The sequence below is a fragment of the Klebsiella sp. 2680 genome (assembly GCF_900198535.1).
In the GTDB taxonomy this organism is placed as follows: Bacteria; Pseudomonadota; Gammaproteobacteria; order Enterobacterales; family Enterobacteriaceae; genus Klebsiella; species Klebsiella indica.
On sequence record NZ_FZNJ01000001.1, the window covers coordinates 1,499,610 to 1,514,482 of the forward strand.

Genomic DNA, 14,873 nt, shown 5'->3' on the forward strand with positions numbered 1-14,873 from the left:
GAGTCTGGACTAAATTAGCGCAGCGAAGTTGGTCAACATGGTTTTAGCCGCCAGCGCCTCGTCAGTGCTGGCAATCAATTGATCAATATCTCCCCCATCCAGCGTCATGCGCTGTCGATTCTGCTCAAACCAAGCCGGAGCTTGCGCCAGAGTAATTTCGGGATGCCCCTGGATCCCCCAAATCGGCCGATCCTTATAACGCCAGATCTGATTCGGGCATTGGTCACTACTGGCCAGCAGCGTCATATGTGGGTGATCGGCCCGGACTTCATCGTTGTGCCAGACGAACATGTAAACGCGGGGAACGATACCGGAGGCGATAGGGTCATCAGCGGCGGCAGGCGTGGCCGTCAGCCACTTATTGCCTATTTCACAGAACGGACGGCGAAAAACCTGATCGCGGCCACATAGCGCCGAAGCGAGGATCTGACTGCCAAAACAGACGCCAAGCATCGGAATACCTTCCTGCGCCGCATCCTGAATCAGCTCATGTTCGCACTGAATGAACGGAATATCCTCATAGGCGCCGTGGGGGCTGCCGGAAAGGAAAATGCCGTCATAGCCACGAAGACTGCCGGGGAATTCATTGTTATAGGCCCAGAAGGAATCAACTTGCAGTCCCCATTGTTCAAAGCGCTGATCCAACTGGGCGATGGTGCTGGTTGTGCGACCGTTATGCAGATAGAGCAAACGTTTGGCTGCCATAAATATCCTCTGATAATAAGTCACTACCAAAAGCGAGTCGTTCTCAACGCAGGCGGTCTTAATCACCGCCGTTCATTAGAACGGAAGCAGTGCGATTCACACTGGCATGCCAATAGTATGCCATTTAACCGTAGGCAATATAAGCGACATCTTCAGCGAATATCGCCAAAAAGCGCCGATCTACGGCAAAAATAAGAAAGTCATATCAAATGGAGACACATCGACATAATCCCCGATAGGCACAGCCAATACTCTGACAGGAGAACTACAACAGTGCGTCGTCCAGCGCATAAGCAAGCCGAAAAAACTGGGCGTGCCAAAGGCCTAACCAGGCAGCGTGGCGACGTGGACCTGCGTCAGCAGATAGTCGGCCACGGCGGCGTCAGGGAGCGTTGCTCCCGCCGGAGTCTTCTGGTCCAACTGCCCACCGCAGCTGACGAACACGTAAAACGCGGCCAGCGGCGTAGCGGCACTCAACCCTGACCTCATTGACAAGCGCTATCACCCAGTCATGGCGTTTGGTCAACGTAGCCAGTCACTGCGGCAGGAAGTCGGCGGGCTGCACCAGCGTGGCGAACGGCGCACCGTCGTAGCACAGCGCTTCGTAGATGTCATCAGCCAGAATCAGCGCCTGTGGCGCCGCCACCAACACGTCCGTTAGCGCGGGCTCGGTCAGCTTCCAGCCTCCCTGCTCGCGGGTCGCACGATCCTCTCCTCGTTACATTTGGTATACCAAACGAATGCAATAAGAATGCCAAATGACAAATCGCCAAATAATACCGTTGGCGCTTGTATTGATAAGCAAATGTTGAATGTTTAACCAGAAGAGAACGAGCCGATAAAACCATTCGTGAACCGGATAATCAACACGCTTAAACAGTATTATCCTCACCAACCGGGAGTAGTTGTCACATCGGGGGAGTTTAAACTGATTATACGGTAGCCCAGTCTGCAACAACTGAAACGCGCCGGGCGTGACACGATTCGTAATTTTCTGAATGCCAGAGGTGGCTGCGTAATAGTCGTTACCGAACAGTGTGTTACAAGTATTGTTAGCGAGATCCCATTAACTACAGACCCGTGTTGAGGCGAATGCTTGAATGGCAACAGCACTGGCGAAACAAATTAAAGTCGTGAATGAAATTGACGAACGAATCGAAACGCTGTTTGGCACAGTACCGGATGCAAATCTGTTCAAATTACTTAATGTGCGAAGTTCGTCCGATAGTCATCTGTGGAATGGACTTCGAAGACGGTCATGCCCGGCTCCATAGTCTGCTGAATAATGGTAATTTTTCCCTGCGGTGTACGACGACACCGCTCGGGTCCCGCTAACACTGCTACCATCTTAAGCGAGACGAAGTGTCTGGTGCTCTAAGGGGCTAATCTAATAGCTTCCTTTACTGGTGTCTGCCTGCGGGCAGTAGAGATCATATAAGGTATTTAACAATCTCATGATACGTTGATCCTCAATGCGGTAAAATACCATTTTACCTTCACGTCTGGTCTCGACAAGTTTTAAACGACGCATAACGCCAAGCTGCTGAGACAGAGTCGGCTGACTAATACCGACAGCAACTTCCAGCTCGGCTACATTCGCTTCCCCCTGACTTAGCTGACACATCAACAATAATCGGTCTCTATTGGCCAGTCCCCGTAATACATCTGCGGCTCCTAAGGCTGCATTTTTCATCTCGGCCTGACGCTTTGTGTCTTCATTCTTAACCATTGCTGATCTCTTACATTATGCATTTTTATATAATATAGTTTAGTATACTAAAAGTGACATAATTTTGCCACGGTGTTCGTCAGGTCTGCAGCGACTTGCTGACCCGAGGAAATGATGATATCCGGCAGGAATTTTTGCCTCGAGTGAACAGAGAGGATTAAATGAAAATAGTTATTGTTGGTGGTGTCGCCGGCGGCGCATCAGCTGCGGCCAGAGCACGTCGGTTGTCAGAAGATGCCAATATTGTTGTATTTGAAAGGGGAAGCGATGTCTCTTTCGCTAACTGTGGATTGCCTTATCATATAGGCGGAAAAATTCCGTTACGGCAGTCACTTATTCTGAAGACCCCAGAGGATTTTAAATCCCGTTTTAATATAGACGTGCGTATATATCATGAAGTGACGTCAGTAGACCCGGCGAATAAAACGGTAACGGTTAAAAACCTGACTTCAGGAGACATCTATACCGAAGAATGGGATCGTTTGCTCCTCAGTACCGGAGCCGCTCCGGTTGTTCCCCCTTTACCCGGGCTACAAGAAGATGGCGTCTTTACGCTTCGCAGTCTTACTGACATGGATGCTATCCAGGCGTGGATTAAGCAACATAACGTGGATCACACCACGCTTGTCGGTGGGGGATTTATCGGACTTGAAGTGATGGAGGCGCTGAGAGAAAGGGGGATCCGTGTGACTTTACTGGAAATGGGGGAACAGGTTATGTCTCCCGTTGATCCTGAAATGGCATCTGCCCTGCATCAGGAAATCAGGAGTCATGGCGTGGATCTGCGTCTCAGAACGGCACTCAACGAAGTACTACGGACAGAAACGGGGCTCCGTGTCGCGCTTTCTGACGGTGAGTTTCTGCAGACTGACATGGTTATCCTGGCCATCGGTGTAAAACCTGAGAATACCCTTGCCAAAAAAGCCGGGCTCGCCATTGGTAATCTCGGAGGCATAAGTGTCAATGCCTGTATGCGGACAAGTAGCCCTGATATATATGCCGTGGGGGATGCCGTTGAAACACCGGCCTTTGTCTTTCAGGAATCCTCTCATATTCCTCTGGCAGGGCCAGCCAACCGCCAGGGACGTATTGCCGCTGATAACATGCTCGGACGCCACAGCCTTTACCAGGGCAGTCAGGGCACATCTATTTGCAAGGTATTTTCACTGAGTATTGGCAGCGTCGGTGCAAATGAAAAACAGTTGAAAGCCCATGGTACCCGCTACGAAAAGATTTACGTCCATGCAGCCGATCATGCCAGTTACTACCCAGGGGCAACAATGATCAGTCTGAAACTGCTGTTCAGCCCTGATACCGGTAAAATTTTGGGGGCTCAGGCGTCAGGCAAAAAAGGGGTTGATAAACGAATCGATGTACTGTCTGTCGCACAGCGCGCAGGGCTTACCGTAAAAGAACTGGAGCATCTTGAACTTACTTATGCTCCCCCTTTTAACAGTGCAAGGGACGTTGTGAACCAGGCTGGAATGGTGGCTGCAAATGTCATCAAAGGGGATACGGCCATATGTCATGTCAGCGATGTGTTACAACGGGAACCGGGTCAGTATTGTTTACTTGATATTCGTTCTCCTGCAGAACTGAAGCAATTTGGCGAATACCCTGATGCATTATCCATTCCTCTTGATTCCCTGCGAATGAATCTTGAAAAATTGCCTAAAGAAAAAGAGATTTTTATAGGCTGTCAGAGCGGTCTGCGGGGGCATGTTGCATACCGTATTCTTCAGGCTCACGGCTTTCGGGCATATAATCTGAGCGGTGGCTTTATCACCTGGCGAGCGGTTATGGACTCGATGAGTAAATAATGTGTATTAAAATAATCGGTATTCGTCGCGACTTGAGCTGACACATGGTCCTGAAAAGTTGAAAGACAGTGCGCATGGCGCTCTCCTCTCAGAACATACTCAGAATGTCGGAAGATCGCTAAACGTGAATGTTCCGGTTTACCGGGATGCTTACATCACAGCCCTGATTGTCTTTGTCAGAATGGTGACCTCTCCGGCTGGAAATCGATGCCGCAGATTACGCCTTATAGCGCATGGAGCATGAACCGATCTCAACATTTACTCTCCGTAACGGCGCGCTTTGCGCTGCCGTTACGGGCATACAGGATTTACGCTGATAACACCCGACTGTTTTCCACATCCCAGTTAAGCGAAACCTGATCGCCAATGGCGCCGGCTGACATACCGCGACTACGCACGATAAAACGTGTACCGCTTTCAAGCGTCACCACCACTCGCGTTTCCGAACCCGCATAGATACGCTCACTGATCCTGCCATGCAATAAAGCCTGATCGGCGGCACAGAGCTGAATATGCTCCGGACGGATCACCAGTGCAGCCTTGCCGCTGAACGCCGTTGTCGGCAACGCAAATGCGCCCTGAGGAGTCATCAGGCTGCCATTTTGTACTTCCCCCTGCAAAATATTCGACAAGCCAATAAATTCAGCGACAAAGGTCGAAGCGGGCTGCTGATAGATCACTTCCGGCGTATCCACCTGAGCGATTTTCCCCTCGTTCATCAGACAAATGCGGTCCGATAACGCCAACGCTTCCTCCTGATCGTGGGTAACGAAAATAATGGTTGCCCCGGACTCACGGTGGATACGCTTAATTTCCATCTGCATGGTTTCACGCAGTTTGCGATCCAACGCGCCAAGCGGTTCATCCATCAGAATCACGCTGGGCTGATACACCAGACAACGCACCAGCGCGACCCGTTGCTGCTGCCCGCCTGATAACGCGCGCGGAAAGCGTTTGGCGGCATGACCCAGTTCGACCATTTCCAGCGCCTCTTTAACCTTTCGCGCAATGACCGCCCCGGGCATCCGCCGCATCCGCAGCGGAAAACCTACGTTCTCTTCCAGCGTCAGGTGCGGGAACAGCGCATAGTTCTGAAATACCACGCCAATATCACGCTGGTGTACAGGCGTCCAGGTCTCGTCGCGGCCATCAATTAGCAAGCGACCAGCCGTCGGCTCCGTCAGACCACTGATAATTTGCAGCAGGGTCGTCTTACCGGAACCGGATGGCCCGAGCAGGGTCAGCAACTCCCCACTCCGCACCGCAAGATCGAGATTTTGCAATACCATCGTCCGACCATAGGCTTTGCCGATCTGTTCAGCCTGTACTTTGGTGGTTGAGGACATATTTTTCTCCTTACAAGGCTTCAGCTTTACGGCGCGAACGTTCAGCAACAATAAACAACAGCGTCACCACAGTGAGAATAAGCACCGATGCGGCCGCCAGCGTAGGGGTAACCGAGAGCAGAACGTCATCCCACATCTGTTTCGGTAGCGTTTGTTTTACGCCACCACCGACAAACAGCGCGACGGTCAACTCTTCAAAAGAATTAAGAAAACCAAAGATAAAGGCTGCCACCATGCTGCTTTTGATCAGCGGCAGAGTGATGCTCCAGATGACCCGTAGTCGGTTAGCGCCAAGCGTGCCAGCCGCCTGATCGAGTCGCCAGTCGTAGTGTTTAAACGTGGTCAGAATGATAATAAACACCACCGGGATCGCCATCACGGTATGACCGAGAATAATGCCGGCATCCGTCCCCACCAGCCCCAGCGTGGCAAATAAATAAAACAGCGCCACCGCGGTCACGATATTCGGCACAATCATTGGCAGCAGGAAAGTCATCACCACCAGGCTGCCGCGTTTCCCCTGATAACGCGCCAGACCAAAAGCAGCTGCAGTCGCAATCAGCACCGCCAGCACCCCTGTAGCCAGCGCAATACCAAAGGATCGCGCGGTCGCACCCATCCAGATGGGCGATTCAAGATACGTTTGCATCCAGCGCAGGGAGAAACCCGGTGGTGGGAATTGCAGAAAACTGGAGCTACTGAACGCCATCGGTAAAAATGACACTACCGGCAGCACCAGCACCGCAATCACCAGTGCGCTAAACAACGTCAGCAACCAGCCGAAACGCGGTTTACCCGGCAGCCGATGCAACAACATCGCAATACCATCAAACAGCCGGGCGACCACGGAAATCACCCCATAACCCAATGCCCGAACCCTGGGGCTGCTGGCATGGCCTTCGCCACCGGCAATCGACGACATGCCAAACAATTTGTCATAGCAAAAGCACACCACTAGCGTCACGACCAGCAACATCATGGCGATAGCACCGGCCAGCCGCCAGTTGAGCAACTGCTGAACCTGAGTAATCAATAACTGCCCGATCACCGAATCTTGTGGGCTCCCCAGTAGCGCCGGGGTAATAAAGAAGCCAAGCGAACTGATAAAAATGAGCAAACAAGCCGCCACTAACCCCGGCATCGACAGCGGAAAGAATATACGCCAGAACGCATTGACTCGTGACGCGCCCAGCGTATGAGAGGCAGGAAGCAGACGACTGTCAATATTGGTCATCGTCGGGAGCATGGTAATGATCGCCAGCGGCAGCATACTGTGCACCATCGCAAACACCACGACGCCACGGGTATACAGCACATTAAGCGGTTGGTCGGCCCCCAGTTCCATCAGGATTTCGGACAAAATGCCGCGGCGGGACAGCAATACCATCCAGGCGAAGTTTTTGAGCAATGCGCTGGTCCAGAATGGCAGCAGAACCAGCCACATCAAACGACGGCGGGTATTTTCACTGCGTTGCGCCAGCCAGTATGCCACCGGATAGCCAATCAGCAGGCAAGTCAGGGTGGTTTGCAAAGCGATGATAAAGGTATTTATCGTCACTTTAACGTATATACCTGCGCCAAACATCTGGCTCCAGATATCAAGTGAGAACAGGCCGTCGCTGTTCTGAAAACTCAGCAGCATCAATTTCAACGTTGGCCAGGCGAGGAAAATGGTCAGAAACAGCAGACCCGGCGCAGTAAGCCACAATGGATGCAGACGCGGACGCTGACGACAGACCTTTTTCTTCGAGGCGGGAGAAGCAAAGTCAGTCAAGAATAATTCCTCCAGAATAAGAGGGCCCGGGGCCCTCTACCGGATCAACTCATTACCCATTTCTCGAAGCGTTCCGTCAGCGCGACCTGATGTTCACCCCAATATTCAGCACCGAGCAGTTGCAATTGCTTAATGTGATCCGGTGCGGTCGGCAGTAACGCAGCTTTCTTTTTATCAATAAATTCATAGGCTTTAATGTTTGTTGGACCGCATGCCAGGTCACTGGTATACAGTGACTGACGCCTGGCATCCATGCAGAACTGAATAAACTGGCGCGCAGCGTCCCGTTTCGGACTACCGTGCGGGATGGTAAAACCGTCGATATTGTACAGTCCCTGATCCCAGGCAATGGCGGCAGGCGCCCCACCGTCGATAGCAGTTTGCGCGCGCGAACTCCAGATACTCAACATATCCAGTTCGCCGCTCTGTAGCAGTTGTGTCGCCTGGGCACCGCTTGTCCACCAGATATCGATGTTCTTGCGGATTTTATCGAGGCTGCGAAAGGCACGATCAACATCGAGCGGATAGAGTTTTTTCGGATCAACCCCATCCGCCATCAGCGCCAATTCCAGCGTGCAGATCGGGCTACGCCACAGACCACGACGGCCCTTGAATTTTGCCGTGTTCCAGAAATCCACCCAGTTCTGCGGGCCATTATTGCTGGAGAAAGTATCAGTCCGGTAGCCAAGCGCCAGCGCGAAGATACTTACGCCGCCAAATTGTTTGGTGATGGAACCCGGTACATAGTCCTGTGGGTCGCTCACTGTCACATTGATATCTTCAAGATACGGTTTTGGTTCTTTGTTCAGCCGCACCAGATGTTCCGGGTTGAGCAGCGCCACATCGAACAGATAATTTTTGGTATCGACCATCATCTGAAACTGCGGCACAGGATCGGGCCCAAGCACGGTATTGATGATTTTGATGCCGGTAGCTTCCTCAAAGGGTTTATAAAATGCTTTACTGAAGCCGGTGCCATAAGCACCACCCACGTCGGCAACCGTCAGCGTTTTCACCTCAGCAGCCCGCGCCGGACGGGTAATGATCAGCGGAGACAGCGACGCAACGGCTGCAGCGCCCAGCCCGAGTTTCAGCGCATCGCGCCGGGTGTACTGGCCTTTTTCTATCATCTTTTTCATTATTACCCTCTGCATGGTTTGTTGTTATTTGTGTGTATCCCCGACGCTGGCATGTTATTCCTGTTCTGCCGCCAGAATGGCTTCGTTCACTTCGGCAATCAGGGCATCCATTGCCTGCGGATCAAAGCGCTGGCGAAAGCGACGATCGAAAGTGGTGACGATACCGACGAACGAATTGGCGCAGTGGTCCAGCATGCGGTCGGCATCCGGTTCAGAAATGTGCAGTTGTTGTTGCAGAAAGCGGTTGAAATAGCCGCGTGCCAGCGGATTCTCCAGAATGAAAATCGGCTGAGTATCCCGGGCAATCAGGCGATAGCGCGCCACGTTGTTAAGTGCGGTGACACAGGCCTGCAACGGCAGATCCCGTGAATGTGAACCGACGCAGAATTGCACCGCGCCTTCCTCCAGAATCCACCGCTGACGGGCGGTGTCATAATAACGCAAATCATCTACCGGCACGGTGAGGCTGATACGGCGTGACTCACCGGGTTGCAACTCAACTTTGCTGAAGGCGCGCAACTCCTGCGCCGGGCGTTTCTGACGAGAGTGCAGATAACGGCTGTAAAGTTGACACACCTCTTTGCCACGGTATTCACCGATATTCGTTAAGGTAAAACTGACCGTGATTTTGTCACCGACCTGAATGCTATCGCGATCAATCGCGATATCGCTGTACGCGAACCGGGTATAGCTCAGCCCAAAGCCAAACGGGAACAAGGGGGTAATGCGGCGTATGTCGTACCAGCGATAGCCCACAAAAACGCCTTCGCTATACAGATGACGGCCATTTTCTCCCGGATAGCTATGCCATCCCGGAATGTCTTCAATTTTTTGCGGAAAGGTGACGGTCAGTTTACCGCTGGGATTAACCACGCCAAACAGCACGTCTGCCAACCCGCCGCCCATCGCCTGACCGGCGTAGAAGGTTTCCAGCACGGCAGCAACATCGTTCAGCCACGGCATCACCACCGCGTCCGGGTTTGCGAGCACGACGATCACCTTGTCATTAACTTCGGCCAGGGCGCTGATTAAAGCATCCTGCCCGGCCTGCAGGTTGAGGGTACGGCGGTCGGAACCTTCACCGTCATAACCATCTTCACTATTGGCAAACACAATGACGCGATCGGCTTCGCGTGCCGCCGCACAGGCCTCATCCCGCAGTGCTACGGCCTGTTGCTCATCCGCCGCCTCGCCCAGGCACCAGCTCAGCGTCACGCCATTCGCCGCGAGTTTTACCATTTCATCCCAGGGAATATCCACCTGGGTCGGCAATGTGGTGGCACACCCCGATCCCTGAATCACCGGCGTTTTGGCGCCGCGGCCGACCACCAGCAGACGCTCTCCGCTACGGTTATCAAGCGGCAATGCCTGATTGTCGTTCTTCAGCAGCACGATGGATTCCGCCACCATACGGCGCGCCAGGGCATGGTGACCGGCATGATCAACCTGAGTGTCGCGTTGCTCGTTATGAACGGCGCGATGAACCATCTCCAGCACGCGCGCAGCAGAGGTTTCCGCCTCGGTTCGCGGCACCCGCTGCTCTGCAATGGCTGTAACCAGGGCGGCTTTACGCGTTTCACTTTCCGGCATATCCAGATCGTTACCAGCCAACAGAGATTGCGGGCGATCTTTCACGCCGTGCCAGTCAGCGACCACCACCCCTTCAAAGCCCCACTCATGACGCAATACATCGGTCAGTAACCAGCGATGTTCGGCGGTCTGGATACCATTCAGTCGGTTATACGAACTCATCACCGTCCAGGGACGTGCCTGTTTGATCGCACGTTCAAAACCGCGCAAATAGATTTCGCGCAGTGCACGCTCATCGACCACCGAGTCCATACTGGTGCGTTCAATTTCAGAGTTGTTACAGGCGAAGTGTTTCAGCGAAGCGCCTACTCCACGTTGTTGCAGTCCTTCGATCACGCCAGTGGCAATTTCACCGGTGATGAGCGGATCTTCCGAATAGTATTCATAGCTACGGCCACCCAGCGGAGTACGACGAATGTTAATACCGGGGCCAAGTAACAGATGAACCCCCATTTGCTGGCACTCTTTACCCAATGCATCGCCCAGAGTCCGGGCCAGTTCGCGATCCCAGCTACAGGCAAAGCTTGAGCCATTCGGGAAACAGGTGGCAGGTTTCATCGTGCCCCACGCCACTTCAACATCTTTGGCCCGCTGGTTAACGACGTTAAGGAAACCGGCAAAATCCTGACCGCCTTTCTCGTCCTGATCAATCTGTTGAATCGAGTAGCGAACGCCGTACGTACCATCTGTCATCACCATGTTGGGGATGCCCAGCCGTTCATTGGCTTCTGTTTTCCACATTCCGTGTCCACTGAGAATATCTCCCAGTTCCGCAGGCGTCATGTCCTGAACAAGGGAGACAAATTCTCCATTTTCGAACCGTTCTGAACGCATTGTGTTATTCCAAGGTTAGAGAAAGGTGACTGGACGTTATCGGATTGTCAGACACTATGGTGGCAGGTGATGGCGCGACGCAATTATTAAATTTGTAGTCTTTAAATTGAAAAAAACTATTCAAGCACAGGAGAAAAATTAACCACGTTGCGCGAAAGGCGTTGCACCATAAGGTGTCAACTGTGCGGGGCTGGATAAAGTCGATCTTTTTGAAGTAACTCTTTGATTATAATAGAGTAATAAATATGAAGATATTGATACGCACCACGATGGTGTGACAAGCACCAGGCTATTGTGCAAAAAGGTGATGAACGGCAATACGCCGGTATGCCAGCAGGGCTGTCGGTGGACGCGCAAAATCCGCCACTGTATACCTATCATGGGCAGGATCTCTGCTGGTCACTGGCGCAACTTCCCTGATTTGTCATGATTGTCGTGCCGTGGTTCCACCGTTATCTGGAGGGTCTGGCGCGCATCATCAATGTATTCATACGATGACCGCCAAAGTACCCTATTCAACTCGAACGTCGGGACTGTCTTTGTCAGGCAATGCGTGCGAGGCCTGATCGGCACCAATTTTGCGTGAAACCTTGCGAAACGGCACGATCCACGAACACATACAAGCGCAAGCGGGCGATAAAAAACCATTATCCCCCACTGAAATTGCTCTTCATGCCATTGTATGTACGTTAGTCTGACTACATTATCTTAAATGGGTATCAGCGATGAATGAACTCAGCATCGTTAGTGGAAAGTTGCAACTGTTATCAATCATTGGTGATCCGATAGCACAGGTCAGTGCTCCACTCATGATTAATGCTGCTCTTCATGCAAAAGGGATCCCCGACACATTGATGGTCCCTCTCCATGTAAATGCTGACGGTCTCCATAATGCTGTCAATGGTCTGAGATACATTCATAACTTCCGTGGTGCCATTATAACCATGCCTCACAAGCAGCATGTTCTTTCCTTGATTGATTCGGCCAGTTATGCAGCTAAAGCAATCGGAGGATGTAATGTCATCAGAAGAGATAACAAAGGATTGTTACATGGCGATATGCTTGATGGTGAAGGGTTTGCATCGAGTCTTTTGAAGCGAGGTATTGGTATTGAAGGCAAAAAAGTTTATCTGGCAGGAACCGGAGGGGCAGGCTGCGCCATTGCTTATGCGATGGCAGCCAGGCAGGTTAAGGAATTAATTATTTATAACCGGACGCCAGATAAATCAGATGAACTGATAAAAAGGTTATTATCACGTTATCCCGAGGTCAATATTCATGCTGGTAAAGATGTGCCTGAACAGGTGGATATAGCGATTAATGCTACATCGGTAGGCATGGGGGGAAACAACAATGTGCCATTCTCTTTAGAAAAACTCGGGAGTAACACAACAGTGTGCGACATTGTCATTTTCCCGGAGAAAACCCCTCTTCTCATCCAGGCAGGACAGCACCATCTCCCCATTCACACAGGAAGAGCCATGCTTGCTGCTCAGATTGAACTGATGCTTGATTTTATGCTTCGTCAGGACAGCTAAATTATCGGAGCCCCTCTGTTGTCGGTAAGAATTCCACGCAGAAGGGAAATAATTTTGTCGATTGCAGTCCATTTTGCTTAGTCCGGTCGACTTATATCACGATCAGTCCATCCAGCCGTACTAATCAAGTTGCGGGACAAAAACGCTGCAGGTGTTTTTGAACAGCGTCTGCACTGGCGCTAAGTGACGAGGTTCGGGGATGGGGCACGTTATTGCCAGCCCACATGTCACCTCTGGCACGATAGATAAAAATAAAAGCAATTATATAAAAGTCCCCCGCGAATCATACGGGGGATAAAAGATCACTTACCGGACCATGACCGAAGCGCGTTCTGACGAGCCTGCAACTGCTCTCCGGCCGACAATTTATAGTATCCGGGAGTCAAGGCGCCTTCCCAGTCACCATACATAGGATTAGGCAGGATGATATAACGAGTACCGAACAACTTCTGGTTATCTTCCGCAAACTGACGCCGTTCTGCTGATGCTTTGTGATAGGTGGCGGACCCAAAATCGTTAAGATTATCGCCGATATAAATGATAACGTTATAACCTTCCGCAGCGATGCTATTGAAGCGGGCCTGCTTGTTTGAACTGTCTGTTTTCAGGAGAACAGTCTTTTCATTCACATCAGGGAACCCCAATTGGCGCATGTTTTCGATGGTTGCGGTAAAGTCCTGCTGAGCTCTGTTCGATACGTAAAAAATGGTCCCGTTATGCCGGGAAATGTAACGGGCGAATTCAACTGCGCCGGGAACGGCCAACGCTTGTCTGGATTGTGTCCACTGTGACCATGTCTTATCGGAATAGGGCTGGTTGTGTTTAATCTGCCAGGCACTGTATGCGCTGTTATCCAGCATGGTTTCGTCCAGATCGACGATTACCGCGTATTTGTCCGTTGGCTTTTTGCTCACCGAGTCCCATTCAAGCCGGGCGCTGTTGAATGCCTGATACGCCAGAGCCCGGTACTCCCCGGAAGTCTGAAGCCAGTTCACCGCCATCACGCTCTGGCTGGTCAGTTCTGCTGTATTATGTTTATGATTTAAATTGGCACAGCCGCTCAGGCTGCTAACGATTAACAGACTAAGCGCAAGTGTGGTCTTTTTTTTATACATTGATCTTTATTTCCCTGTGAAATGACGAACATGTTGCCACCGAAATCAGCACTGAATAACTGATGATATACAAAGTGGACATACAGGAAACGTAACATGAAAAAGAAGTTAATGCATCGCACTGATGTATGGGCGATGACCATTTTATTAGCCGCAAGTTTCTCCGTTCAGGCGCAACGTTGTCAGGAAGTCAGGGCCGGGATTGATATGGGCTCAGGAACCACTAAGCTGTTAGTGGCGGAGGTTGATACCTGCAGACAGCACATCAACAAGGTTCTGTTTGAGGATCAACGTCCGGTGGGTTTTAACCAGAACCTGAGTCAGTCAACGGACAACATGCTCAGCCCGGCAATTCAGTCGCAAGGGAAAGCGGCATTGCAGGGATTGTATGAGGAGGCGCAGCGCTTTCATCCCGTGCGGTTTAATGGTGTGGCAACCGCCGTTTTCCGTAATGCGGCTAATGGTTCACAGGTTATTGCTGCATTTAACCAGGCCGTGCCGGTCAATCTGCGGGTCATTACTCAGCGACAGGAAGCCGAGCTTGGATTTTTATCGGCAAAAAGTATGTTAACTGAGCACGTTAATAACGATCAGATTGTCGTCTGGGACATTGGCGGGGGCTCAATGCAAATGACGACATGGAATCAGCAACATGATAAATGGCAGCCGGAGATTTATCAGGGGAAATTAGCTTCGGTTACCCTGAAGAATTATATTATCGATGTGGCAAAAGGTCGGGATGTCCATCAGGTAACTTCACCTAACCCTATTGGCTCTTATCGGGATGCCGCATTACGTTTTGTGCGCTTCTATGCCACAAATGATATTCCCCCAGGAATAAAACAGGCATTAACCACGCGTAAGGTAATTGGCATTGGCGGCGTACATAATTATTCTGTGGGCAGCCAGCTGCATATGAAAACCTATGACATTAAAAGTCTGCAAAAATTCTCAGCATCTCAGGTATGGAAGGGAGACTCTGAGTTACACGGCGAATATCGTGATACGGATGTCAGCAATCTTCTGTTAGTCCAGGGGTTTATGGAAGCGCTGCATATTCCCGCAGTGACGGTCGTAAAAGCAAATCTCGTACAGGGATTACTGGTGCAGTAGTGAAAAAAGCCCGAATCGTCCAGATTGATATGCGGGCGTAATATGATATGAAACGTTCCGGACAGGCCAACTATCCCGATAACAGATATCCGGAGCGTTTCAGATTTTCCGTTGGCCAGGCAACTAATCGCGACTTCGTCACTGTAAAAAACGTCCAGAAGTGCTAAAGG

General features: G+C 51.3%; 12 protein-coding genes and 1 pseudogene. 5 read left to right on the forward strand and 8 right to left on the reverse strand.

Annotated elements, in window-relative coordinates:
* Positions 1-9 precede the first annotated feature (9 nt).
* The gene (locus FN037_RS07095; protein WP_142501822.1) at positions 10-705 is read right to left on the reverse strand and encodes a type 1 glutamine amidotransferase; all 696 of its coding nucleotides are present in this window, start codon (positions 703-705) and stop codon (positions 10-12) included.
* Between the two features lie 324 nt (positions 706-1,029).
* A complete protein-coding gene (locus FN037_RS24345) occupies positions 1,030-1,194 on the reverse strand; it encodes a hypothetical protein (protein ID WP_185929224.1) in 165 nt (54 codons plus the stop codon).
* A gap of 343 nt (positions 1,195-1,537) precedes the next feature.
* Here FN037_RS24345 and FN037_RS24530 point away from each other — a divergent pair.
* A pseudogene (locus FN037_RS24530) lies at positions 1,538-1,910 on the forward strand (IS110 family transposase); the annotation flags it as partial.
* Between the two features lie 182 nt (positions 1,911-2,092).
* On the opposite strand, the gene FN037_RS07105 reads toward FN037_RS24530, so the two are convergent.
* The gene (locus tag FN037_RS07105; protein ID WP_142501823.1) at positions 2,093-2,434 is read right to left on the reverse strand and encodes an ArsR/SmtB family transcription factor; all 342 of its coding nucleotides are present in this window, start codon (positions 2,432-2,434) and stop codon (positions 2,093-2,095) included.
* A gap of 161 nt (positions 2,435-2,595) precedes the next feature.
* Between FN037_RS07105 and FN037_RS07110 the strand changes: the two genes are divergently transcribed.
* Positions 2,596-4,254 (forward strand): FAD-dependent oxidoreductase, encoded by a 1,659-nt coding sequence (locus FN037_RS07110; RefSeq protein WP_142501824.1) that lies wholly within the window; start codon positions 2,596-2,598, stop codon positions 4,252-4,254.
* A 308-nt stretch (positions 4,255-4,562) separates the two neighbouring features.
* Here FN037_RS07110 and FN037_RS07115 read toward each other — a convergent pair whose 3' ends face one another.
* The 4 genes from FN037_RS07115 to FN037_RS07130 are packed head-to-tail and all read right to left on the reverse strand — an operon-like array spanning position 4,563 to position 10,937.
* Complete coding sequence (locus tag FN037_RS07115) at positions 4,563-5,600, reverse strand: ABC transporter ATP-binding protein (RefSeq protein ID WP_142501825.1); 1,038 nt, start codon at positions 5,598-5,600, stop codon at positions 4,563-4,565.
* A 10-nt stretch (positions 5,601-5,610) separates the two neighbouring features.
* A complete protein-coding gene (locus tag FN037_RS07120) occupies positions 5,611-7,374 on the reverse strand; it encodes an ABC transporter permease subunit (protein WP_142501826.1) in 1,764 nt (587 codons plus the stop codon).
* A 44-nt stretch (positions 7,375-7,418) separates the two neighbouring features.
* On the reverse strand, positions 7,419-8,513 hold the full coding sequence (locus tag FN037_RS07125) for an extracellular solute-binding protein (RefSeq protein WP_142501827.1): 1,095 nt from the start codon (positions 8,511-8,513) through the stop codon (positions 7,419-7,421).
* A 54-nt stretch (positions 8,514-8,567) separates the two neighbouring features.
* Positions 8,568-10,937: a glycoside hydrolase family 3 C-terminal domain-containing protein gene (locus FN037_RS07130; protein ID WP_142501828.1), complete on the reverse strand. Its 2,370-nt coding sequence runs from the start codon at positions 10,935-10,937 to the stop codon at positions 8,568-8,570.
* Positions 10,938-11,231: 294 nt separating this feature from the next.
* On the opposite strand from FN037_RS07130, the gene FN037_RS24535 reads away from it, so the two are divergent.
* Complete coding sequence (locus tag FN037_RS24535; RefSeq protein ID WP_260607810.1) at positions 11,232-11,357, forward strand: hypothetical protein; 126 nt, start codon at positions 11,232-11,234, stop codon at positions 11,355-11,357.
* Between the two features lie 305 nt (positions 11,358-11,662).
* Positions 11,663-12,475, forward strand: a complete 813-nt coding sequence (locus FN037_RS07135) for a shikimate dehydrogenase family protein (protein WP_142501829.1) — start codon at positions 11,663-11,665, stop codon at positions 12,473-12,475.
* A gap of 302 nt (positions 12,476-12,777) precedes the next feature.
* Here the strand turns inward: FN037_RS07135 and FN037_RS07140 are convergent, their stop codons facing one another.
* Positions 12,778-13,590 carry a 5'-nucleotidase, lipoprotein e(P4) family gene (locus FN037_RS07140; protein WP_138363252.1) on the reverse strand — a complete coding sequence of 271 codons (813 nt, stop codon included), beginning with the start codon at positions 13,588-13,590 and terminating at the stop codon, positions 12,778-12,780.
* A 96-nt stretch (positions 13,591-13,686) separates the two neighbouring features.
* On the opposite strand from FN037_RS07140, the gene FN037_RS07145 reads away from it, so the two are divergent.
* Positions 13,687-14,703, forward strand: coding sequence for a phosphatase (locus FN037_RS07145; protein ID WP_308561146.1), 1,017 nt, complete (start codon positions 13,687-13,689; stop codon positions 14,701-14,703).
* Positions 14,704-14,873: the final 170 nt, after the last annotated feature.

Bases quoted from the DNA above. Each gene is read 5' to 3' on its own strand.
- FN037_RS07095 (WP_142501822.1), bottom strand. From the start codon at position 705: ATGGCAGCCAAACGTTTGCTCTATCTGCATAACGGTCGCACAACCAGC.
- FN037_RS24345 (WP_185929224.1), bottom strand. From the start codon at position 1,194: ATGAGGTCAGGGTTGAGTGCCGCTACGCCGCTGGCCGCGTTTTACGTG.
- FN037_RS07105 (WP_142501823.1), bottom strand. From the start codon at position 2,434: ATGGTTAAGAATGAAGACACAAAGCGTCAGGCCGAGATGAAAAATGCA.
- FN037_RS07110 (WP_142501824.1), top strand. From the start codon at position 2,596: ATGAAAATAGTTATTGTTGGTGGTGTCGCCGGCGGCGCATCAGCTGCG.
- FN037_RS07115 (WP_142501825.1), bottom strand. From the start codon at position 5,600: ATGTCCTCAACCACCAAAGTACAGGCTGAACAGATCGGCAAAGCCTAT.
- FN037_RS07125 (WP_142501827.1), bottom strand. From the start codon at position 8,513: ATGAAAAAGATGATAGAAAAAGGCCAGTACACCCGGCGCGATGCGCTG.
- FN037_RS07130 (WP_142501828.1), bottom strand. From the start codon at position 10,937: ATGCGTTCAGAACGGTTCGAAAATGGAGAATTTGTCTCCCTTGTTCAG.
- FN037_RS07135 (WP_142501829.1), top strand. From the start codon at position 11,663: ATGAATGAACTCAGCATCGTTAGTGGAAAGTTGCAACTGTTATCAATC.
- FN037_RS07140 (WP_138363252.1), bottom strand. From the start codon at position 13,590: ATGTATAAAAAAAAGACCACACTTGCGCTTAGTCTGTTAATCGTTAGC.
- FN037_RS07145 (WP_308561146.1), top strand. From the start codon at position 13,687: ATGAAAAAGAAGTTAATGCATCGCACTGATGTATGGGCGATGACCATT.